At 47.8% G+C, this 22420-nt stretch carries 17 protein-coding genes; 4 read left to right on the top strand and 13 right to left on the bottom strand.

Annotated elements, in window-relative coordinates; genetic code table 11:
• Positions 1-41 precede the first annotated feature (41 nt).
• The 3 genes from recG to asnC all read right to left on the bottom strand — a co-directional run bounded on the left by recG (position 42) and on the right by asnC (position 3387).
• Complete coding sequence (recG, locus tag MHM94_RS11665; RefSeq protein ID WP_268838280.1) at positions 42-2117, bottom strand: ATP-dependent DNA helicase RecG; 2076 nt, start codon at positions 2115-2117, stop codon at positions 42-44.
• Positions 2118-2182: 65 nt separating this feature from the next.
• Positions 2183-2878 carry a tRNA (guanosine(18)-2'-O)-methyltransferase TrmH gene (gene trmH, locus MHM94_RS11660; RefSeq protein ID WP_022943470.1) on the bottom strand — a complete coding sequence of 232 codons (696 nt, stop codon included), beginning with the start codon at positions 2876-2878 and terminating at the stop codon, positions 2183-2185.
• Between the two features lie 50 nt (positions 2879-2928).
• Positions 2929-3387 carry a transcriptional regulator AsnC gene (asnC, locus tag MHM94_RS11655; protein ID WP_022943471.1) on the bottom strand — a complete coding sequence of 153 codons (459 nt, stop codon included), beginning with the start codon at positions 3385-3387 and terminating at the stop codon, positions 2929-2931.
• Positions 3388-3545: 158 nt separating this feature from the next.
• Here asnC and asnA point away from each other — a divergent pair, with 158 nt between their 5' ends.
• On the top strand, positions 3546-4538 hold the full coding sequence (gene asnA, locus MHM94_RS11650) for an aspartate--ammonia ligase (protein ID WP_235419602.1): 993 nt from the start codon (positions 3546-3548) through the stop codon (positions 4536-4538).
• Between the two features lie 62 nt (positions 4539-4600).
• Here the strand turns inward: asnA and MHM94_RS11645 are convergent, their stop codons facing one another.
• The 9 genes from MHM94_RS11645 to MHM94_RS11605 form a co-directional block, all read right to left on the bottom strand.
• Positions 4601-6220, bottom strand: coding sequence for a FapA family protein (locus MHM94_RS11645; RefSeq protein ID WP_235419603.1), 1620 nt, complete (start codon positions 6218-6220; stop codon positions 4601-4603).
• 126 nt (positions 6221-6346) lie between these two features.
• Positions 6347-6739 carry a RidA family protein gene (locus MHM94_RS11640; RefSeq protein ID WP_022943474.1) on the bottom strand — a complete coding sequence of 131 codons (393 nt, stop codon included), beginning with the start codon at positions 6737-6739 and terminating at the stop codon, positions 6347-6349.
• 9 nt (positions 6740-6748) lie between these two features.
• Entirely contained in the window at positions 6749-8854 is a 2106-nt protein-coding gene (gene spoT / locus MHM94_RS11635) for a bifunctional GTP diphosphokinase/guanosine-3',5'-bis pyrophosphate 3'-pyrophosphohydrolase (protein ID WP_022943475.1), read from the bottom strand.
• Positions 8855-8971: 117 nt separating this feature from the next.
• Positions 8972-9247, bottom strand: coding sequence for a DNA-directed RNA polymerase subunit omega (gene rpoZ, locus MHM94_RS11630; RefSeq protein WP_022943476.1), 276 nt, complete (start codon positions 9245-9247; stop codon positions 8972-8974).
• A 65-nt stretch (positions 9248-9312) separates the two neighbouring features.
• Positions 9313-9933 (bottom strand): guanylate kinase, encoded by a 621-nt coding sequence (gmk, locus tag MHM94_RS11625; RefSeq protein ID WP_045979328.1) that lies wholly within the window; start codon positions 9931-9933, stop codon positions 9313-9315.
• Positions 9934-10044: 111 nt separating this feature from the next.
• On the bottom strand, positions 10045-13167 hold the full coding sequence (locus MHM94_RS11620; protein WP_235419604.1) for a CusA/CzcA family heavy metal efflux RND transporter: 3123 nt from the start codon (positions 13165-13167) through the stop codon (positions 10045-10047).
• 14 nt (positions 13168-13181) lie between these two features.
• Positions 13182-14396 carry an efflux RND transporter periplasmic adaptor subunit gene (locus tag MHM94_RS11615; protein ID WP_235419605.1) on the bottom strand — a complete coding sequence of 405 codons (1215 nt, stop codon included), beginning with the start codon at positions 14394-14396 and terminating at the stop codon, positions 13182-13184.
• Between the two features lie 75 nt (positions 14397-14471).
• Positions 14472-14813, bottom strand: coding sequence for a hypothetical protein (locus MHM94_RS11610; protein WP_053909709.1), 342 nt, complete (start codon positions 14811-14813; stop codon positions 14472-14474).
• A 76-nt stretch (positions 14814-14889) separates the two neighbouring features.
• Positions 14890-16905, bottom strand: a complete 2016-nt coding sequence (locus MHM94_RS11605) for a HAMP domain-containing methyl-accepting chemotaxis protein (RefSeq protein ID WP_138508659.1) — start codon at positions 16903-16905, stop codon at positions 14890-14892.
• 213 nt (positions 16906-17118) lie between these two features.
• On the opposite strand from MHM94_RS11605, the gene MHM94_RS11600 reads away from it, so the two are divergent.
• The gene (locus MHM94_RS11600) at positions 17119-18000 is read left to right on the top strand and encodes a cation diffusion facilitator family transporter (RefSeq protein WP_235419606.1); all 882 of its coding nucleotides are present in this window, start codon (positions 17119-17121) and stop codon (positions 17998-18000) included.
• A 185-nt stretch (positions 18001-18185) separates the two neighbouring features.
• On the opposite strand, the gene MHM94_RS11595 is transcribed toward MHM94_RS11600, so the two are convergent.
• Positions 18186-18941, bottom strand: coding sequence for an RES family NAD+ phosphorylase (locus MHM94_RS11595; protein WP_235419607.1), 756 nt, complete (start codon positions 18939-18941; stop codon positions 18186-18188).
• A gap of 931 nt (positions 18942-19872) precedes the next feature.
• Between MHM94_RS11595 and MHM94_RS11590 the strand changes: the two genes are divergently transcribed.
• Together MHM94_RS11590 and MHM94_RS11585 are read left to right on the top strand one after the other, a co-directional pair.
• On the top strand, positions 19873-20088 hold the full coding sequence (locus MHM94_RS11590) for a helix-turn-helix transcriptional regulator (RefSeq protein WP_235419608.1): 216 nt from the start codon (positions 19873-19875) through the stop codon (positions 20086-20088).
• Positions 20089-20109: 21 nt separating this feature from the next.
• Positions 20110-22419, top strand: coding sequence for a type I restriction endonuclease subunit R (locus MHM94_RS11585; protein ID WP_235419609.1), 2310 nt, complete (start codon positions 20110-20112; stop codon positions 22417-22419).
• Position 22420: the final 1 nt, after the last annotated feature.

The raw sequence follows: 22420 nt of genomic DNA, 5'->3' as shown, positions 1-22420 counted from the left end.
AGTCAGCACACTTATAATGCTTTGATACAGGTATAGCTCCATCAGGCCTGGGCGTAGGCAGAGCGATCGCCTAACCAACGCCAACACAATGCCTTGGCTACCTCTGGATGCTGTATTAGAAGCTGTTTGGCGAGCGGACGAAGGTTGTTGATTAAGGCTTTGTCGCGCTCTAAATCCGCCACTTTAAAATCGGTCATGCCGGTTTGTTTTGTGCCCAACACTTCCCCTGGTCCACGAATTTGCAAATCGCGCTCGGCAATAACAAAACCATCGTTGCTATCACGTAACACTCCTAGGCGCTGCTGCGCAGTATGTGACAAAGGGGCATGATAGAGCAGCACACAATGGGAGGCTGCCGCGCCCCGGCCAACACGACCACGGAGCTGATGTAATTGCGCCAACCCTAAGCGCTCGGGGTTTTCTATGATAATTAGGCTGGCATTGGGGACATCAACACCCACTTCAATCACTGTCGTTGCCACTAGCACATCAAGTTCGCCGTCTTTAAACTCACTCATAACGCGCTGCTTTTCATCCGCCTTTAGACGACCATGAACTAGGCCAATACGCAGCTCAGGGAGGCGCTCACGAAGCTCTTCGGCGCTTAATTGCGCGGCTTGACACTGCAGCGCATCAGACTCATCAATCAGGGTACACACCCAGTAAACTTGTCTACCTTGCTCTTGTACCGCTTTGTGCACACGCGTTATGACATCGTCACGTCGGCTGTCGGGAATAGCAACGGTGGTAACTGGCGTGCGCCCGGGGGGCAGCTCGTCGATAATCGATGTTTCCAAATCAGCATAAGCGGTCATCGCTAAGGTGCGAGGGATGGGGGTGGCGGTCATCACCAATTGGTGTGGGTAGCAATCGCCAAAGCGGCCTTTCTCACGCAGTGACAAGCGCTGGTGGACGCCAAAACGGTGTTGCTCATCAATTATGATCAACGCCAGGTTATTGAATTGCACCTGATCTTGGAATAATGCGTGGGTGCCAATAATCATTTGCGCCTGGCCACTTTGAATATCGCTCAGGGCGTGCTCACGTGCTTTGCCTTTGGTTTTACCGCCAAGCAGGGTGACTTGAATACCTCGCGGGGTAAACCAACGGTTGAAGTTTAAAGCATGTTGCTCGGCGAGAATTTCTGTCGGCGCCATGAGCGCCACTTGGTAACCTTGGGCGATGGCACATAAGCTTGCCAGTGCTGCCACTAAGGTTTTCCCTGAGCCAACATCGCCTTGTACCAAGCGCATCATTGGATACGGCTGCTGCATATCCGTTTTAATCTCTGCCACTACGCGTTGCTGTGCTGACGTCGGCGTAAACCCTAAAGACGCTACAAATGGCTGCTCTAAGGCATTATTTGGCGCCAAGGCCACGGCCTTGTGAGCTTGCCCCTGTTGCCTTAGGGCCAACAAGCTGAGGTTATGGGCCAGTAACTCTTCAAATGCCAGACGTTGCTGCGCTGGATGTTCACCGAGCTCTAAAGCTTGGGTATCGCTATCAACCGGTGGTTGGTGAATAAAGCGAATGGCATCGGCGAGTGACCAACCTGCGGGACGATACTGTTGTGGCAGCAGCTCTTCTATCGGCGCGCGATTCAAGGCTTGCAGCGCTTGAAGCATTAGGTTACGCAATGACAGTTGTTTTAGTCCGTCGGTGGTCGGATAAATAGCGCTTAAATGTGTTTGTGTGGGGAGGGCTTCGGGGCTGTCGCTAATACTGTACTCAGGGTGCGCCATTTCCAGCCCGACTTTAGCGCGGCGCACTTCACCAAAACAGCGGATCACTTTGCCCTCTTGCATGGCGTTTTTTTGCGCTGCAGAGAAGTTAAAGAACCTGAGTGTCATGCGTCCACTGCCATCATTAATATGGCACACCAACATCCGCCGGCGACCAAAGGTAATGTTGGCGGATTCAATGGTGGCCTGCACACACACATGGGTATGGGGCAGAAGCTCGCAGATGGGAACAATGCGGGTGCGGTCTTCATAGCGCAGCGGCAAATGAAATAGCATGTCTTGCACGCTGCGAATGCCAAGCTTGGCAAGGCGCTCGGCCATTTTTGGGCCAACGCCTTTGAGCTCGTTAATGGGGTAGGTGTTCAGGCTTGGCAAATGGCATGTCCTTCAAACAGTTATAACCTAAGTGTACTGACTGCAGGGCCTTGCTTTCAAGTCACTTAGCGCTGACGTTTGTAGCGTAAGGTATCCCAGAACTGTTCATTGGCAATAATTTCACCGTTCTCGTCAAGAGCTGGGTAGGGGAGACCCTTTTCTTTGCATTGCTGGGCAATAATAGGGTGGCATCCTTCGAACAGTAAAGTGTGCTTGATTTGTGGATTGAGCATATCGCGTTCATACAAGCCAGCGGCTTCGCGTTGGCGCTGTGCTTCATAAAGGATTAACGCTGCAGCCACAGAGACATTTAGAGACTGCACCATACCGCGCATTGGAATAACGATATGTTTATCAGCATGGGCAAGCGCTGCATCGGAAATACCCTCGCGCTCTTGGCCAACAATCACGGCGGTGGGTTGGGTGTAGTCAATATCACGATAGTCGACGGCGTCGCTACTGAGGTTGGTGGCCAGCAACTGCACCCCAGGGATCTGCTCGCGAATACTGCCAACAGCCTGGTCAATATCGTCATGCATATGGGTGTGCACCCAGTTTTTGCTACCGCCGGAGGTGTTATTGGTGAGACGACGCTGCTCTTTAGGCCAGACCGCATGAATATGGTGACAACCGACAGCGTCGGCGGTGCGCACGATGGCCGAAAGATTATGGTGCTTATGCACTTCATCTAAGCACACGCTGAGATCGGTTTGTCGTCTATCTAAAACTTGTTTTACTCGGTGGTAACGCTTTTCGCCCATAGCCCATCTTTGCTGTTACAAAAAAGTGCGCCGATTATACGCCAATGTGGCTATGGGGTCACACTACGATTAATAGGGTTTTGCAAAGAAATCAGCGTTTCGGTTGACTGAATTGCTTCAATCGCTTGCACTTTATTGATCAGCACGTCTTGTAAGTGCTCGATGGAGCGCGCCATCACCTTAATAAAAATGCTGTAATTACCTGTGGTGTAGTAGGCCTCGACTACTTCTTCGAGCTCACGCAATAGCTCTAAAGTATGGGGGTAGTCGCGGGCATTGTTGAGGTTAATGCCAATAAAGCAACACACATCATACCCCAGGCGTTTAGCGTCAACACGTACCTGGGTGCCGGTGATCACTCCGGCTTGGCGCATTTTTTCTATGCGCACATGAATGGTCCCAGCACTGACTCCGCATTGTTTCGCCAATTCGGCGTAAGGGGTGCGGGCATTACTCATCAAGCTCTTAAGGATGGATTTGTCTAAATTGTCGAATCGATAATTTTCCATAGTTAAAACACATAAAAAATAAATGATATCTAATATATTTCAGTTAAATTGATTTTTATTTTTAAGTAAAGCTCTTTTTGTTGGATGCTATTGAATAAAACGCTCGCTGAGGTATGGTTTTTATATCGAACAAAGCAGCAGCAATGGGAATGAGGACCATGAGCACAGAGTATATTCAACAACAGCAGCAAATTAGTACGGTTAAACAGGTATTTTCACAGCACTTAGCAGCGGCTTTGAATCTTGTTGAGGTGCAGGCGCCGATTCTTGCCCAGGTAGGAGATGGCATTCAAGATGAGCTCAGTGGTCACGAAAAGGCCGTCGCCGTGCAGGTGAAAACCCTGCCTGAGCAACGTTATGAGGTAGTGCATTCATTAGCGAAGTGGAAGCGTAAGACCCTCGCTGATTACGGCTTTGCGGTGGGCTCGGGATTGTACACACATATGCGGGCCTTGCGCCCAGACGAAGAGCGTCTAAGCCCTATCCATTCAGTGTATGTTGACCAGTGGGATTGGGAAAAGGTGATTTGTGAGCGTAGCGAGCGCAGTTTAGCGACGCTAAAGGCCACTGTTGAGCAAATTTATGCTGCCATTAAAGCGACAGAAACCTATGTCGGTGAGCAGTTTGATATTGCTCCTTACCTACCTGAAAAAATTCATTTTATTCATGCCGAGAAGTTGCGTCGGGCATACCCAGATCTAAGCGCGAAAGAGCGGGAGCGTGCGGTTTGTAAGCAGTATGGTGCAGTCTTTCTCATCGGCATCGGTGGTAAGCTCGCAGACGGGCAACGTCATGACGTGCGCGCCCCGGATTATGATGATTGGTCTACTCAAGGAGATGAGGGGTTGCCTGGACTTAACGGCGATATCTTAGTGTGGAACAAGGTACTTGAAGATGCATTTGAGATTTCTTCCATGGGCATTCGGGTTTGCCCCGAGTCATTACTCACTCAGCTGGAGTTGAGCGAGCAAAGCCACAAAACGCAACTGCCTTGGCATCAAGCCTTGCTTCATAAAAAGCTACCACAAACCATTGGTGGCGGTATCGGCCAGTCTCGTTTAGCGATGTTGCTTTTGCAAAAGAGTCATATTGGTCAAGTGCAGGTAGGAGTATGGCCTGAGCAGCTAAAACAACAGCAAGCCTTATTGTAAATCTTGTGGTTAGCGTGCAGAGCCTCGTTATGAATAATGGGCTAGGCACGCTTTTTTGCTGTTTAGGAGGTTTTAAACTCAACCTCTATTTTGCTTTTCTCTAGTTTTACAACGCAGGGTGGGTACTGTCTGGCTGTTTTCAGTACCTTGTCAAAGATATGAATCTCAACGCCGGAATTTAAGCGTTGATGGGCGACAAGATTGGCGCCATCAAGCAGTGAGTGTAAGGTGTTATCTAAGCTAGACAGCTTAGTTTCAAGCTCATCTGCTTGTTGTACTAGAGCCAGTTGTGTGGCGCCAATTTTTTCAATGAGTTGCTTTTTCTTTTCCGCGTCTTTAATCGCTTCGGCTTTCTCTAATGCATCTTGCAACGACGCGAGTTTATCGTCAGTCTGCGAAAGTTGCTGCACACAGGCGTCATTGTCAGCGGTAATATCCGCGCCTCGGGCAACTAGATTAATGCGCATCTTGGCCCCCGACTCACTACCAATTTCACCGGCTTCAAGGCGGCAGGCATCGAGTACTTCACCGCCAAAGAGCTTACCATTTGGGCTCTCTTCTGGCCCCACTATGAGGCTTTCTAGGGCTTTTAATTGGCAATGGCTAGCTTGGCGTTCGATATAGATATTGGTGGCTTCTAGGTAGCAATATTGGGCGTGGCTGATATGTAAATTACCGCCTGCATTAATCTGGCAAGTAAGCTCGGCGTCATTTTGCTGGTGATTAGGGTGCCCAATGGTGCCTTGTTTGATGGTGATATCACCGGTGGCATTGAGAATGCCTGATTCCACCGTGCCCAGTACGCTAATTTCACCCTTAGCGGTCACCCGCATACCCGGCTCAACGTTATGGGTGATCACCACAGAGCCATCAAAATCGATATGGCCACTTTTAACGTTCACTTCTTTAATCGTGAAAATATCGTCAACGCGCATGCCATTGGGAGATTCCACGGGCACGCCAGAAACAGTCGCGCGCAGCTCCAGTGGGTTATCCGGATTGAGTTCGGTCCCCTCTCCGGGGGTTAAAGACAGTTGCTCACCAGGTTTGGCTTCAAGTACATCGCCGGTGACGGTGAACCCCTCTTTCCCTGGAGTTGCAGGCTTTTGGATCATTAGAACAGTGCCGGGCTGAACGCTGGCAAGTTTGCCAAAGTCGCGCATATCAACCGTGCCGTCTTCGCGGCGTTTAGGTTTATTAATGCGATCTTTTAGGGTTTGTGTTTGCTTGATTAGTTCGCTGGGCTGCCCATCTACGGGTAAGCGTCCACGTGCTAATGTGCCTTTCACTGAGCTACCAGGGGCCAATTCGAATTGCTGTTGTAAAAGCTTTTCTAAAAGCGCTTGCTGGTAGCCTCGGCGTACACCCGCCACCACAATGGCCTTTTTGCCGGCTTCCAAATCGAGGGCTTTGCCCCCTTGCGCTGTGGTTAGCCGTCCCATCGCTGACATTTTATCGTCGCTGATGGTGACCTCTAACGTGGCATCTACGCGCTTACCGACTACGATACTCGGACCTGATTCTTCACCGCTGTAAAACTTATCGAGGTGCTCGTCGTCCACTTTACAGCCAGCAAATTCGGATTGCTGTAATGCTTCTAGCATGGCTGCTTTTGATGGTGGCGCCGGTGTCTCCTGCGTCACATTAAACAGCACATTGCCATTGTGGGCCAATTTAAACACAAATAATTCCTTGCAAGCACACGACTTTATTAAGTTTTATCCTACTTTATGAGATTTACAAGGAGAATGGAAGAGAGGAGAGGGCAGAAAACTCTGCCCAAAAAGTATACCAGTGAGGTGGGCTGTCTAATTAGTGGATGGCAGCTCCATAATTCCGTCGATTTCAACTTGCGCGCCTTTAGGTAGCTCTTTCACGCCAATAGCGGCGCGAGCAGGGTAAGGCATCTTGAAATGTTGGCTCATAATTTCATTCACCGTGGCAAAGTTGCTCAAGTCGGTAAGGAAAATATTGACCTTAACCATATCTTGTAACTCACCCCCAGCGGCTTCACAAACGGCAGCCAGGTTTTTAAATACTTGCTGTGTTTGTTCCGCGAAGTCATCAGAGATCATTTCCATGGTCTCTGCCACAAGTGGAATTTGCCCCGAAAGGTATACAGCGGTGCCTACCTTAACAGCTTGGTTATAGGTGCCAATAGCTGAGGGGGCCTGGTCGGTTGATATAATAATTTTATTCATGATTGTCCTTTACTTTTTACGGTAGACCTTTTGTACATCTGGCATCACCCGGATGCGGCGCATGATATTTGCTACGTGAATACGGTCTTTCACGGTCACGCCAAGGTCAATAACATATAAATTGCTTTCTTTTTCATCAGTTGTTAGTTCAACAATATTAGCGCCTGTTGACGCCACTAAGTTGGTGAGCTTAGCGAGCACACCTTGGTGGTTGATGATTTCCACACGTAAAGCGGCAATGTATTCTTTTTCTGGGTTATCTTCCCACTTCACAACAAAGTACTTTGATGACTCGCTTTGCCAGCCGCGAATATTTTTACATTCTTGGCGGTGCACGGTCAGGCCTTTGCCTTGGCTAACATGAGCGACAATGGCATCACCTGGGACCGGACGACAGCACTTAGAGTAATTGACCAGCATGCCTTCGGTACCAATAATGGCCGCCTTTGCCGATTTTTCTAAGTCGTCGATTTGTTCCTCGTCTACTTGCAGTAGGCGTTTGGCAACCAGCATGCTCATAATGTTGCCACAGCCTATTTCGACCAATAGCTCCAGCAAGGTGTTGAGTTGGTGCTCTTCAAGTACACGCGTTATCCGCTCTTCACCTATCTCGTCTAATGCGTGCTCGCCCAAAGCCGAATCAAGCAGACGACGCCCTAATTGCATAGCCTCTTCTTGGCGTTGGCTCTTAAGGTAATTACGTACACATAAACGTGCTTTTGCGGTAACAATAAAGTTGAGCCACGTGGCGTTGGGGTGTGCCCCTGAGCTGGTGATCACCTCTACGGTTTGCCCGGTATCAAGCGGTCGACTCAAGGGGTGCGGTTTGCGATTGACGCGGGCACCTACACAGGTGTTACCAACATCGGTGTGCACCGCATAGGCAAAGTCGACGGCGGTGGCCCCCATTGGCAACTCGATAATACGGCCATCAGGAGTAAATACGTAAATCTCCTCAGGGAACAGTTCGGTTTTAACGTTTTCCACGAACTCAAATGAAGAGCCTGCACTTTGTTGCAGCTCGAGTAGGCTTTGCATCCATTGACGGGCGCGCTGCTGAGCCGTGTGCCCGGTATTTTCTCCCGCCTTTTTGTACATCCAATGTGCCGCGACCCCTTTATCGGCCATGTGATCCATATCTAAGGTGCGAATTTGAATTTCTACGGGAATGCCGTGTGGCCCCACCAGCGAGGTGTGTAGCGACTGGTAGCCATTAGTCTTTGGTACAGCAATATAATCTTTAAAACGTGTTTCGATAGGTTTATAGAGATTATGCGCCACCCCAAGCACGCGGTAACAGGTATCCATGCTATCAACAACAATGCGAAACGCATAAATGTCCATCACCTCGTTAAACATCAGCTCTTTGTTGAGCATTTTTTTGTAAATGCTGTAGAGGTGCTTTTCTCGCCCTGATACTTGCGCTTGAATGCCAGCATCTTCCAAGCGTGATTCAATCTCACCCTGAATATTGCTGATCACTTCTTTACGATTGCCTCGTGCTTTCGCAACCTCTGATTTCAGGGCGCGATAGCGCATCGGGTAAAGCGCTTGAAAACCTAAGTCTTCGAGCTCGTTTTTAATGTCGTGGATACCTAAGCGGTTAGCGATGGGAGCAAAGATTTCTAAGGTCTCGCGGGCGATGCGACGACGCTTGTCAGGACGCAGTGCCCCCAGGGTGCGCATATTATGAGTACGGTCCGCCAATTTAATTAAAATAACGCGGATGTCTTGAGTCATCGCCATGATCATTTTGCGATAGTTTTCAGCTTGGAATTCTTTTTTGTCTTTGAAGCTGAGTTTATCGAGCTTACTGACGCCCTCGACGAGTTCGGCGACCGTCTCGCCAAATATCTCCGCCAGGTCTTGTTGCGAGAAGTCGGTGTCTTCGATGACATCGTGCATAAGCGCCGCCATAAGGGTCTCATGGTCGAGCTTCATGCTGGCTAAAATCTGCGTTACTTCAACGGGGTGTGTGATGTACGGCTCACCACTTGAGCGAAATTGTCCTTCATGGGCTTCACGGGCCACCACATAGGCTTTTTGTACCAATGCCACATCAGCCGGAGGCAGGTACTCGGATATTTTTTTCTTTAGACCTTCAAAGAGATACATTCACACTCCAAACACAGCGAGGCGAAATTGAACAGTTAAGGTGAATATACGATGAAAAGAGGGGAAAGCCAACGGCTGCGCGAGTATTGCAGCCGTTTTGAGAGCGTTAGAGGCCGCTTATTGGTTGCCGCCAACGATAGCCGCAACAGCTGCCATTTCAGCAGCTTCTTGGTTTTGCTGCTCTTGGCGTTCAATGGCCTCTAGGGTATCCACAGTAATGTGGCCTTCCTCGATTTCACGCAAAGCGAGAACCGTTGGTTTGTCGTTTTCAGCATCAACCATAGGATCTTTACCACCTACGGCGATCTGGCGCGCACGACGGGCGGCGACAAGGATTAAGTCAAAACGGTTGCCAATTTTATCTACTGCATCTTCAACAGTTACGCGAGCCATGCTTCACTCCAAAATTTAATTCTGTAAACGCATAGTTTACTGCAAGGTTAAGTTTAGGCCAATAGTTATTTTAACAAGTCGTGGATTAGTTCGTTATGTTTTACACGCTGAGCGCTGATGCTTAAGCGCTTGGCTTTAACGATGGTTTCAATCTCTGCTAAAGCGGTGTCAAAGTCATCATTAACGACCAAGTAATCATACTCATCAAAGTGTGAGGTTTCCGATTGCGCCTTGGCCATGCGCCCGGCAATCACGTCTGCGGAATCTTGGCCGCGATTGGTTAGGCGATTTTCAAGCTCTGCTTTGGACGGTGGCAAAATAAAAATAGTGGTGACGTCCGGGGCTAATTCTCGCACTTGTCGCGCGCCTTGCCAGTCGATATCGAGAAACACATCAATGCCGTTGGCAAGTTGCTGTTCTATCGCCGCTTTTGAGGTGCCGTAATAATTGTCGAACACTTGCGCCCATTCAAAGAAATCATCATTGTCGATCAGTGTTTTGAACTCAGCTTCGCTTACAAAATGATAATGCTTGGCGTTTTGTTCGCCAGGGCGAGGAGCACGAGTGGTGTGCGACACTGATACTTGCATATCACTATGTTGTTGGAGTAACGCATTGATCAAGCTGGACTTACCCGCACCAGATGGGGCGGATAAAATAAACAAATTACCACGAACTTGGCTCATGATGTCTCTCTAAATACTGGGGTTTAAAAAAGAGCCGCGTAGTATAGCGGATTTCTCAGCCTAGGTTAACTGGCGCATAAACCTGTTGTCGATTCATGCGCCACAATAGCTTTAGTGTTTAAGCTTAGCCTGAGAAAAACGTGGATACAAAGCTGGCAACACAAACAAAGTTAATAAGGTGGATGTCAGTAGCCCGCCGACAATCACGCTTGCCAAGGGGCGCTGAATTTCGGCGCCCACACCTTGAGAAAGCAGCATGGGGATCAAGCCTAATGCCGACGTGATGGCGGTCATCAGCACCGGGCGCAGGCGCTGTATGGCCCCCTCAAATACTGCGCTGGCTAGAGCCTGGCCGCTATTGATACGCTGATTGATGCTCTCGACCATCACCACTCCATTGAGTACGGCAACGCCAAATAAAGTAATAAAGCCTACCGAGCTTGGCACCGATAAATACTGCCCACTTAAATATAAGGAAAACACCCCACCAATGACTGCCAATGGGACGTTGATTAATATCAGCAAGGCTTGACCGACGCTGCCAAACGCAAAATACAGTAACAGCGCGATGGCAGCCAGTGACAATGGAATAACAACGCTGAGGCGCTGCTGTGCCCGCTGTTGATTTTCGAATTGCCCGCCGATGGCCACAGAGTAACCGCTGGGCAGCGCCACATCATTTGCGATTTGCTCACGAATTTGCGCCACCACCGAGCCCATATCCCGGCCTTGGACATTTGCTTGGACTACAACTCGGCGCTGTACATCGTCGCGGCGCACCTGAGGAGGCCCCGATTCAATGCTAATATCGGCCACATCGGCTAAGCGCACCCACGCCCCGTTGCTAGCTTGTAAATATAAATTGCCAATGGCTTGTGGGGTTTGTCGGTAGGGTTTATCAATGCGTACGTTAATATCATAGCGTTCATTGCCATTAATAATTTGTCCGGCTCGTACACCGCCAATGCCGTCGCGCACCAAGCCCATCACATCGGCGACTTGCAAGCCATAACGAGCCAAGGCTTGGCGTTTTGGTTTAACGATCAGTTGTGCTTCGCCGGCAATTTGTTCAAGCGCGACATCGCGGGTGCCTGGCACCGCTTTTACCGCATTGGCAATGGCCTCGCCCTGAGTCGCTAGCACTTCAAGTTCGGGGCCAAATAGTTTGATGGCCAGCTGCGCTTTTACTCCAGACAGTAACTCATCAACTCGTGTGGCGATAGGCTGAGAAAAGTTAAACAACAACCCTGGGTGGGCGCTGAGCTTTTGCTCCATCAAGGCTTGTAGTTGGTAGCGGTTTTCTGCACTTTGCCACTGACTGGGGGGCTTTAAGCCAATATAGATTTCGATGTTATTGACCGGCTCGGGGTCACCCCCAATTTCGGCCCGACCGATACGGCTCAAAGCGTACGTGACCTCGGGAAAACTTAATAGTTTGGCTTCGAGTTTGGGGGCCACCGCAAGCGCGGTTTCGAGGCTTGAAGAAGGTGCCAAGGTAACGCGCAGGTTAATGGTACCTTCTTCGAGCTCGGGAACAAATTCGGTTCCCAACTGCCCTAGGGTGGCAACAGCGCCAGCAACGAGTATAAGCGCCGTGACTACCACCGCTTTGGTATGCGCTAGGGCCAGGTGCAATGTTTTTCGATAAAGCACATCCAAGGGTTTGAGTATCAAGCTGGGGCGCGACGTGATTTGACCGGTAAACAGATAGCTTGCTAGTGCAGGAACGATAATCAACGCCACGAAAATGGCACTGATCACCGCTAAAATAATGCTTATCGCCATCGGTTGGAACAGTTTGGCTTCAACGCCTTCGAAGCTAAAGAGCGGCATAAACACGACTAAAATAATGGTTGCGGCGAAAAACACCGGTCGAGCGACCTCTTTACCCGCGAGTAAAATACGCTCGCGTGCCGTTAACGTGCTGTCTTGGCGGCTTAAATGCTTAAACATGTTCTCAACCATCACCACTGAGCCGTCGACCAGCATGCCAATCGCCACAGCAAGACCGCCAAGTGACATTAAATTAGCGGAAACGTTAAGCCACGCCATCATCATTAAGGCCATAGCAATGGCAATAGGGATGGATATGAGCACTAATAACGTGGCGCGTAGGTTCATTAGAAACAGGGCGAGCACAACAACGATAAAAATAAAGGCGAGAGTGAGTGCATTCACCACCGTATTCACGGCTTTGGTGATAAGGTCTGCTTGATCATAAAAAGGTTGAAATCGCACTCCTTGTGGCAGCGCTTGATTGATCATTTGCACCCTTTGCTCGATCCCATCGATGGTGGTTTTGGTATTGGCACCCATGCGTTTGAGAACAATGCCAGAGACCACTTCACCTAACTGCTCGACCTCGCCCTGGGCGTTTTTACGGCTCATGGTCACCGCACCTTGGCGAATCTCGCTGCCTAAGCGTACCTCAGCAATATCACCGACGGTAATGACCGTGCCGGCGACGGTTTTTACCGCTACTTGTTTTATTTGCTCAATGCCTTGGCGTGAGTGAGCAAACCAGCCGGTACCGCGCACCACCAGCTGTTCTTGACCACGGTCCATATACCAACCGCCCACATTGTCATTGCTGGCATTGAGCGCGGCAACAAGGTCTTGCTGCGTTAATTGGTAGGCGAGTAATTTATTCGGGTTGATGGCGACTTGATATTGGCGCACACGACCACCAAATGACAGCACATCAGTGACGCCGTCAATCGGCATAATCAGCAGCTTTACCACCCAATCATTGAGTGAGCGCAGGGCCATCGTATCGAGCTCGACCTCTGCATCGGCTATAAGTAAGTACTGATACACTTGCCCCAAGCCTGAGGTATTGGGGCCCATCTCAGGGCTGCCAAGACCGTCAGGGATAAGCTCTTTGGCGGCTTGTAAACGCTCAAAAACCAGCTGTCTAGCAAAGTAAATATCGGTGTCCTCGTTAAACACGATGGTCACTCCAGAAAGGCCTGTTTTAGATATCGAACGCACTTGCTCGACATTGGGAAGTGCATACATAACCGCTTCGATAGGGTAGGTGATCAGTTGCTCTACCTCTTCGGCGGCCAGACCGGGGGCTTCGGTGTTTACCGTTACTTGTACATTGGTGACGTCGGGAAAGGCGTCTAAGTTAAGTTTAGGGATCACTGTGATGCTGGCAGCGATCAGGCTCACCAACGCCAGCACGACAAGGAGGCGGTTACGCACCGCCCAAGCAATAATATAATTAAACATTGTGCCGCTCCAGCTTAGTGGTTATGGGGGTCAAAGCCACTTTTGGCCAGTTGAGAAGAAATAAAGAAAGCCCCGCTCATCGCGACATTGACACCCGCAGGCACGCCGGAGATTTGTTGGTAGCGACCAAAGCGTTCACCCAATTCAACCTCTACGGGTAAGAACTCGCCGGGGCTTTGTTGCACAAACACCTGCCAATCGCCGTCACTGCCGCGCATGAGCGCGCTCTGCGGAAGAGCTAATACAGGCGTGGTGCTGGCAAAGGTGAAATGCACATCGACGAACATGCCGGCATGGAGTTTATCTTGCGGGTTATCTACTTTTAGCCGGATCACCCGCGTCCGTGTAGTTGGGTCAATCACATGGGCTTCTTGAATGACTTTCGCTGGGTAAGTGCGGCCGTTGACGACGATATTCACCGCTGTGGCTTTATTGATGGCGCCGTCGCTATAAGGCGCAACTTTGGCCTCAACCCATAGGCTAGATTCATCGGCGATGGTCATAATGCTCTGGCCAGCTTCCACTCGTTGGCCTTGAGTGAAGTCGTCGTTAAGCACCACTCCTGAGGTTTGGGCCACCAAAGAATATTGGCCAAATGACGCAATGTTGTCCTTACTAATCGTATCAATGGCTTCAATGGTTAAGCCGAGGGCAATTAACTGCCCGTAGCTGGCGTTGTATTGTGACTGTGCTTTTAAGCGAGCACTTTCACTCACCGCTCGGTTATCAAGTTGCTTTACCCGTTGCCACTCACTCGCCGCTACTAGGTAGTCGGCCTGAGCATTGGCCATTGTTTCACTGAATAAGGTGACCAGTGGTTGCCCTTGATTGACGTGCTCGCCAAGCATTGCGTGGCGCTCAATGACAACCGACTCAGTACGTGCAGAAACGATGTAACTTGAGTACCCATTGGCTTTGAGCTCTCCAGGTGCATACAGCGTTTTGTTATGTGTACGTGCTTGTAAGGGCGCTACTTTTATTTGCGCTAGGGCCATGCTGCGCTCACTGAGAGCAATACCTTGACCATGGTCACTGGGTGATGATTTTGCTGTATTGTTGGTATCATTATGGTCGTGACCTTCGCCCGCGAAGGTGAGCGACGACACGCTCAATACTAACAATGTAACGGTTTTGATAAACACCGTGAAAAAGGTGTCCAAGGCGCGATAAACACACGCGCCACTGAGTGCCTGCGCGCTGCGCGCAAAGCAAAAAATAGAAAGCTTCATAAACTGTTCTCTAACTGCAAATGTTAAGTTAGCCACAAGCGCAGTGTGCGCGTTGGGCATGGCGGATAAGTGCAGTTAGACGATGGGAGGGCGGAAAGTTGGGTAAATGACCTCGCCCACAGCGCGGTGGCGCCAGTCCGGCAATGCGAAATCAACATGGTCATTGGCAAAACAGGGGGCCGGCATGCTCCCCCAAGTGAGATGTGAGCCTGAGCAGTGGCCGCAGTGATGACAATCAGCAGTATCGTGCAAGTTATCGCTTGCCTGTGGTTGCAAGTCATCATGTTGTTGGTGCGAATGTACGCTCTGTAAATGCTCGCTGTCGATTTGATGTACAGGGGTGGGATCAGCACTCGCTGCCAGTGATTGCAGCACAATCACTAGGGGTAAAAGAATGCTAAATACACACTTAAGCACCGGGAGCACACCTGTTAGTTATCAAATTAGGGTCTAAAATACCGACAGCGATACATAAAATCAATGAGTATTGTGCTTAACTGGCACGCAATTTAAAGCGCTGCACAGACTCACTAAGTTCACCGGCTTGAGAATTAAGCTGTTTCGCAATCTCTAAAGCCCCTTGCGTGTCGTTCAGTGATGCTTGGCTCGCGCGTTCAATATCAGACACATCCTTGGCCATTTCCGCAGCGACCACTGATTGCTCTTCGGTGGCCGTTGCGATTGATTGAATCATACTGGCAATGTCGCTGGCACTTTGCATGATATTGCTAAGTTGTTCCCCGGCCTGCTCCGCCATAGATACACTGCTGTTTACTTGCTCTACGCTACTATGCATAGACTCTACCGCTTGGTGAGTTTGCTTTTGGATGGCGGTAATTGTCTGCGCGACTTCATCGGTGGCTTTGGTCGTGCGCTCAGCCAAGGTGCGTACTTCGTCGGCAACTACGGCAAAGCCTCGGCCCTGCTCACCGGCTCGTGCGGCCTCAATGGCAGCATTAAGTGCCAACAAGTTTGTCTGCTCGGCAATGGCACTGATCACACTGATGATATTGCCAATTTGATTACTAAGCTCACCCAGTTCGGTGACTGAGCTGGAGGTGTTCTGCACTCTGCTCGAAGCGCTTCTTATTTCTGCTACCGTTTGGCTTACTGCTTCGGCACCATGAGCGGCATACTCTCTTGCTTGCTCACTATTGCCAGATGCTTGTTGTGATTGTCTGGCGACCTCTGAAACCGTTGAGCTCATTTCTTCAATGGCAGTGGCTATCTGTGTTGATTGGTCTGCTGAGTTTTGGCTGCGATTAGCTATTTGCTCGTTTGTTGAGCTAATTTCCAAGCTGGATTCCCTAACCTGAGTAGCCAGTGACGTGATCAGAGCCATTAAATCATGCAGAGATGACGACATTTTATTGGTTGCCGCAGCAAGGCTGTCGATTTCATCCTTGTTAGCATGAGCAATAGCCGGGCGCGATAAATCGCCGATACTGACACTTTCTGCTGTCTCTAGCACATTGTTTAAGCGAGTAATGATTGAGTGGCTAATGAGATAGGCAATAATGCCTGCGACAACGAAGGCGATTAAGGTAATGATCACAATAATGATCAAGGTCAGGTTTAAGCCCTCGACAAGGTGGTTTAAGGCGCTAATAGCGTCTGCTTGCTCTTCCCGCGCTGAGGTTTGCAAAATAGTGTTTAGTTTATCAACAACCTGGGCTTCTAGGTTATTGATAGTACTTCGAGCATCAATATAGTCTTGTGGACTATAGCGTGTAAAAATGCTGTTGGCCGTGCGCACAATATCATCGCGATAAGACTCAACTTGACGTAGCGCTGCAACTTCATCAGGTTGTTGCTCAAGTGGCCGAAGCGCCTCAAGGTATTCATTGAAACTGGTTAAATCGTCTTTAAAGCGTGCTTTAGCTTCGGTATCACCGCGAATGTGTGCGTTCACACCCGCGACTAGGTCACCGGCCTCATCTATCAGTTCGAGGTAATATCTGACACCCGGTAAATTATCCTGCAAGCTGGTTTGTAAGTCGCTTGCTTGCATGGCCTGTGCATACTCTTGATCTTTGAGCTCGTCGAGTAAGTCACCTAACTTCTCACCGGTGTCTTGTTCTAACTGTGCCACTTGTGATTGTACGCTACGAAACAATTCAGGGTCGTATCGATTAAATACGCCCTCAGTGATGCCGCGATTGTATTCCTTCACTAAGTTTTCTATGTTTGCCATCTTCTCTATGTCTGATGGCTTGTTAGACTCATACTTATAAAGCTCTTGGTGTTGCGTTTGGAATTGTCTATACAAAGCCGCAAAGCTGTCTCGCTTTTGTTGCTCGCCGCCTATGTATTCAAGGGCTTCATTTTGCATTTGATAAATAGTATCGGAGATCGATAGATAGGCTAGTAAACCGGGAAGGTCGTCGTTTTTAACTTCCTCAGCTTGCAGGGTTTCGGTGGAGACTTTAAGCCAAACGATAAGGCTTGAGATAACCATTAAAGCAATAACGGCGGCAAACGACAAAGACAACTTTGTTTTTAGTTTCATAATGTACTCACTGATAAGAGCCTGTTAATTAGGATAGCTGACAGGCTTAGTAATGCTCACAAAAGTTTGGCATAGTGTTTTTACACAGATATAACGCACGAGAAAAAATGTGCTTAATCGCGCTTAAGTTAAAGGGAGCGCGATAAAAAGCGGGAAAGACGGTAAAGAGATTTTAACCCAGAGTGTAGGTACACGCAGCAAAAGGATAAGAAAATGGCGCATCATCACGATCATTCCCATGACATCGCTTCAGAGCGCATTGGTTGGGCATTCTTTTTAAACCTTGGGTTTACTATTATCGAGTTTATTGGCGGATGGCTTACAAACAGTACCGCGATAATGGCCGATGCCGTGCATGACTTAGGGGATAGCCTGTCAATCGGCAGCGCCTGGCTGCTCAACAAATTCAGTAATAAAGGTGCCAATCAGCATTTTACCTATGGTTATCGGCGCTTAAGCTTATTTGGTGCGTTTATTAATTCGGTGGTATTAGTGGTCGGCTCGGTGTGGGTACTGGTGTTATCGGTGCCGAGGTTGTTCGACCCAGTGATGCCGGTAACGGAAGGCATGTTCGCACTGGCGATACTAGGTATTGCGGTGAACGGTTATGCGGCGGTTAAACTGAGCAGTGGTAAATCACTCAATGAGAAAGTGCTTAATTGGCACCTTCTTGAAGACGTGCTGGGTTGGGTGGCAGTGCTGGTGGTCGCAATCGTGTTGATGTTTGTTGATTGGCCGATTTTAGACCCTATTTTATCCATTTGTTTTACCTTGTTTATTTTGGTCAATGTGGTGCGCAACCTAGTACAAACCGTACGGCTATTTCTGCAAGGGGCGCCGGATAAAAAGACGCAAACAAAACTCACTAAGGTACTGATAGAGCCGCAAGAAATCAGCACCGCTCACCATGTGCATTACTGGTCGTTAGATGGCGAACATCATGTGCTGACAGCGCATTTGTGTCTTGCTCAAGAGCTTAATGCTGAGCAAGTGATAGCGTTAAAGCAACGTTTGGCCGACAACCTGGCAGAGTATGATTTAGCACACACCACCTTAGAATTTGAGTACCCGCAAGAGCAATGCCGAGATGGTTAAGCAAAAAAGCCCCTGGAAAGGGGCTTTTAAGTGTTAGGTGAGGGGGAATTTATTTGATTTTTCGGGTTTGCTCACAAATAGAGTCAATACCAAACCCCTTGGGTTAGGATCTGGCCTATTCGAAGAATAATGAAATTATCTAGCATTGAAGCTTTCAATACCACCAGGTTCGAAAATTAGATAAATCATATTTCAACAGGCGGTGCAATGGCTTGACTGCCTACTATGACTCTCTGAACAGTCCTTGCTTGGAAATTTACAGGCTCTAAAGCTTTATAATCGAAAAAAGCGTAGTTCCTATGTAAAGCGTCTTTATTATATACCGAAAATTGTGATTGATAGGCAATGCCGTCATACCCCTTGCTTTTAAAATATTCAGCAATTATTTGAGTTGGTATGTAATCTCTCCTACTATCATCAACTGTAAGTGGTTTCGAAAAAGCAGCACCAATTTTTAACAAGCAATCTCTTTCATGAAACTCTTTCTTACTAACCATATCTTCATTACCGTTTAGGCCAAAAAAATTATCCCACCCAGGCCTTTCTTTGGCGAAGTCTATTATTTTCAAATCATGATTAACCACTAAAGTTGCAACTAATACTTTTTCAAGAGCTATAGCTCTTACTTCCGCTACGGCTATATCCACATTATCAGCCGCATATAACACATTTATATTATAAGCGTTTGCTCTTCCTTCGGAGCCCACATTCTTTGGAGGGATAAATGTGTTTTTATCAATTTTACTCTCTAAACAGACTCCTTTTCTTGCACGATAAATTTTTGTTCCTTTGTTAACCACTTTTTCATGCTTATGACAAAGTACTTCAAGCCTTTCCAAGAAATCTAAGCTATCCGATGACAAGAAAGTTCTATTCGTATGCTTTACTTCATTAAAAAAGCGTTCAATGTCATCGGTTGTTAAAAAGTTATCGTTTGTCATAGATGGTTTTAGATGTGCGGAGATAGTGCTTGGAGTTTAGGGTTATTCACTATTTAGATCTATAAATATTGTAGTTAACAGATATAGGATCCAAAAATTAGATGAAATACAATGAAAAAACACGGAGTCATAACCAATTTAAAAACCCCGCTTCATCGCAGGGGTTTTAAATTGGTTATGACTATCTTTGAGCGCTAGTGAGCTTTACTCAATATTCTGGATCTGTTTATCGTTTTAAATTTCATTATTACAGCTATACCAAGGCCTGAAAGGTGGTTTTGGTATGTGTGTAAGCCCTCTTACTCACCAGTGTACTCACCATAAGGAAATCGAAAAAAATTTATAAAAAAAATTAAAAAATGCTCAATTTATAACTGGGAAGGTTGGGATATGGGAAACATAACTAACTATCTGCATCAGTACAAACACAAAATGGTGAGTGCAGAGAAACATTCACAGACAACAAGCAATCATCACGAGTGATCCAGAATTGTAACTTACTGCCAGCTTTAACCAGGTAACATTTATCGTTAGCCCGAACGTGTTTAAGAGTGGTACGTTCAATCGGTTTTGCCGACCTTGCTATATCAGCAAATTCTACTTTTTTAGCTCTGTTTATAAAGTCCATATATTTCATATAAGCCCCTTTCGCTATGAGGTTGGTAAGTTTTAGGCGCTTGCCGCCTAAAGGCGCGCCATACCTCATGGCCAACATGGACTACGTAGAGAAAAGCCAGTCAAGATAGAAATCGCCCGAAGGGTTGCGAAGCAAGGGGGCCCCGCTTGCGGGGTTCCGATTTATGGCTTTACGGGATTTGAACGAAGTGGTTTAGGGCTTAGTGTGTAATTTTGTCATTTCAACTTAAAAAATTGCTTCTTAAGTGCTGAGTGTTATTCTAATGAAAGTAAACATATTTGTTTGGAGCAAACAGTGATCAGGTGTCACCTCGCAAGGCTAATGGGCGAGCACAAAATGCGAATTGCAGACGTTGCCAGAGAGACAGGGTTGAGTAGAAATACTATAACTCTGCTTTACCGTGAAACCGCGCTCAAGGTGGACTTAGAAGCGCTCGATAAGCTGTGTGATTTATTTAACTGCCCATTGAGCGACATATTGGAAAAAATACCAAGCGATAGACAGGGCTAAAAATTATCAAGGAGTGACGACATGTCGTCAGAAGCAGATACAAGAGCAAATTACATTGACCCAGCGTTAAAAGCCGCTCATTGGCAACCTAACAATATCATTCGGGAGCACTACTTTACCGATGGTCGTAAGCTTGCAGGTGGTGTACGTGGTCGTCGTTGTTTTGTCGATTATCTGCTTCACAAAGACAATCGCTACCTTGCAGTTGTGGAGGCAAAGAAAGAGTCTGAGCACGCAACCAAAGGCCTTCAACAAGCTATAGACTATGCCAAAAAGCTACTCGTTCGCTTTGTTTATTCAAGCAACGGTAAGCAAACGTATGAGTTCGACTTGGAAACAGGCAAAGGCGACTACGTTGAGTTTTACCCAACTCCGCAAGAGCTTGAGAACCGCTATGCAGACGTTAACTCTGATCTAGGCCAGCAACTTCGTAATGTGCCCTTTCACTTAGAAGGCGCAATGCAGCCACGTTACTACCAAGAATTAGCGGTACATGCTGCTACAGATGCCATTGGTAAAGGTAAACCACGAGTGCTTTTAACGCTTGCTACCGGTACAGGTAAAACCTTTATTGCCTTTCAAATAGTTCATAAGCTTTTCCAATCTCGTTGGAACAAAGAAGCACCTGGTAGTCGACGGCCACGAATATTGTTTTTGGCTGATCGTAATATTTTAGCCGACCAAGCTATCAATACTTTTAACCCCTATGAAAAAGATCTTATCAAGATAAACGGTGAGGAGGTACGCAAGCGTGGTGGAATCGTACCAACCAATGCACACATATTTTTTGCTATTTACCAAGCTATTGCTGAACGTGAAAATATCGAGGGTTATTACAAAGCTTACCCAAGAGATTTTTTTGATCTAATAATGATTGACGAGTGTCACCGAGGCAGCGCCAATGAAGCGGGTTCATGGCGAGCTATACTCGATCATTTTGGCAATGCAGTGCACGTAGGTTTAACAGCAACACCGAAACGAGAAGCCAACGTTGATACCTATGATTACTTTGGGACACCCGCCTTTGAATACTCATTAAAGGACGGCATAAACGATGGTTTCCTAACGCCTTACCGCGTAAAGCGGGTGCGCACCAATCTCGACGAGCTGGTGCTAACTAAAGATGATCAGGTGGTCGAAGGTGAGTCTGGGCAAGACGTCTATCAGGTGGAAGATTACGATAAGAAGATCATTGTTGATGAGCGTACAGAGCTTGTCGCAAAAGCGATTTTGGACAATATCAATCCACTAGAAAAAACCATCGTTTTTTGTGAAAACCAGAATCATGCTCTCACCATGCGCGACATGGTCAATAAACATAAAAAAGTCAAAGACCCACACTACTGCGTTCGTGTTACCAGTGATGAAGGCAAAATTGGTCGCGAGTTGTTAGAGAAATTTCAGGATAACGACAAAGACATCCCCACTATTATTACCTCCTCGCAAATGCTCACCACTGGGGTAGATGCCAGAAACGTGCGAAATGTTGTGCTTGATAGAACCGTAGGTTCAATGGTGGAATTCAAACAAATTGTCGGTCGCGGAACTCGCGTTTTTGATGGCAAAGACTATTTCACCATTGTTGATTTTCGAGGTGCAACCAATAAGTTTTATGACAAAGATTGGGATGGAGAGCCTGAAGCACCGGAGCCAGGTGGAACTGGTGAGCCTAAACCACCTCCATATACTCCAGAACCACCTGGAGAAGGTCCCCTCCCCGAGCCTGGAGAGCCAAAGCCTCGACTAAAAGTGAAGCTAGGGAAACATCGTGAGTTAAAAATAATCGACGTTGAAACCCGTTATATTGATGAAAATGGAAAGCCACTCACTGTTCAGGAGTTTATTGAACGCCTGATAAGTCAACTACCGGGGCTGTTTAAATCGGTTGAAGAATTAACAAATATTTGGTCAGACCCAGATGAGCGCGAAACTTTGCTAAGCAAACTTGTGCAAGCTGGCTTCGACAAGGAGCAACTGACCACTCTACGGCGTATGTTCGAGGCTGAAGACTGCGATATTTTCGATTTGTTGGCATTCTTAGCTTTTGAACAACCCATGGCCACACGCAAGGCGCGTGCTGATAACGTGCGTGAAAACAGCCAATTTTTCAGCCAATACCAGCAAGAAAAAGCGCAAAAGTTCCTGCATTTTGTGCTGAACCGCTATGAACAAACAGGCAGCACCGAGCTGTCACGAGAGCGTTTACCTGCACTAATCGAATTATCAGGCTTAGGTACAATTAAAGATGCCTCTTCTGCTTTTGGCGGCAAACCCGCCTACTTGCTAACAGCATTTAAACAATTACAACATCAGCTTTATCATGTGAATTAAA

It is taken from the genome of Pseudoalteromonas sp. CNAT2-18.1 (assembly GCF_022347865.1).
GTDB lineage: Bacteria > Pseudomonadota > Gammaproteobacteria > Enterobacterales > Alteromonadaceae > Pseudoalteromonas > Pseudoalteromonas ruthenica.
This window is presented reverse-complemented; position numbering and strand designations above follow the sequence as displayed.

What these genes read in the sequence shown, in the direction of transcription:
- trmH (WP_022943470.1), bottom strand. Translation starts at nt 2,878, where the DNA reads ATGGGCGAAAAGCGTTACCACCGAGTAAAACAAGTTTTAGATAGACGA.
- asnC (WP_022943471.1), bottom strand. Translation starts at nt 3,387, where the DNA reads ATGGAAAATTATCGATTCGACAATTTAGACAAATCCATCCTTAAGAGC.
- asnA (WP_235419602.1), top strand. Translation starts at nt 3,546, where the DNA reads ATGAGCACAGAGTATATTCAACAACAGCAGCAAATTAGTACGGTTAAA.
- MHM94_RS11640 (WP_022943474.1), bottom strand. Translation starts at nt 6,739, where the DNA reads ATGAATAAAATTATTATATCAACCGACCAGGCCCCCTCAGCTATTGGC.
- spoT (WP_022943475.1), bottom strand. Translation starts at nt 8,854, where the DNA reads ATGTATCTCTTTGAAGGTCTAAAGAAAAAAATATCCGAGTACCTGCCT.
- rpoZ (WP_022943476.1), bottom strand. Translation starts at nt 9,247, where the DNA reads ATGGCTCGCGTAACTGTTGAAGATGCAGTAGATAAAATTGGCAACCGT.
- gmk (WP_045979328.1), bottom strand. Translation starts at nt 9,933, where the DNA reads ATGAGCCAAGTTCGTGGTAATTTGTTTATTTTATCCGCCCCATCTGGT.
- MHM94_RS11620 (WP_235419604.1), bottom strand. Translation starts at nt 13,167, where the DNA reads ATGTTTAATTATATTATTGCTTGGGCGGTGCGTAACCGCCTCCTTGTC.
- MHM94_RS11615 (WP_235419605.1), bottom strand. Translation starts at nt 14,396, where the DNA reads ATGAAGCTTTCTATTTTTTGCTTTGCGCGCAGCGCGCAGGCACTCAGT.
- MHM94_RS11605 (WP_138508659.1), bottom strand. Translation starts at nt 16,905, where the DNA reads ATGAAACTAAAAACAAAGTTGTCTTTGTCGTTTGCCGCCGTTATTGCT.
- MHM94_RS11600 (WP_235419606.1), top strand. Translation starts at nt 17,119, where the DNA reads ATGGCGCATCATCACGATCATTCCCATGACATCGCTTCAGAGCGCATT.
- MHM94_RS11595 (WP_235419607.1), bottom strand. Translation starts at nt 18,941, where the DNA reads ATGACAAACGATAACTTTTTAACAACCGATGACATTGAACGCTTTTTT.
- MHM94_RS11585 (WP_235419609.1), top strand. Translation starts at nt 20,110, where the DNA reads ATGTCGTCAGAAGCAGATACAAGAGCAAATTACATTGACCCAGCGTTA.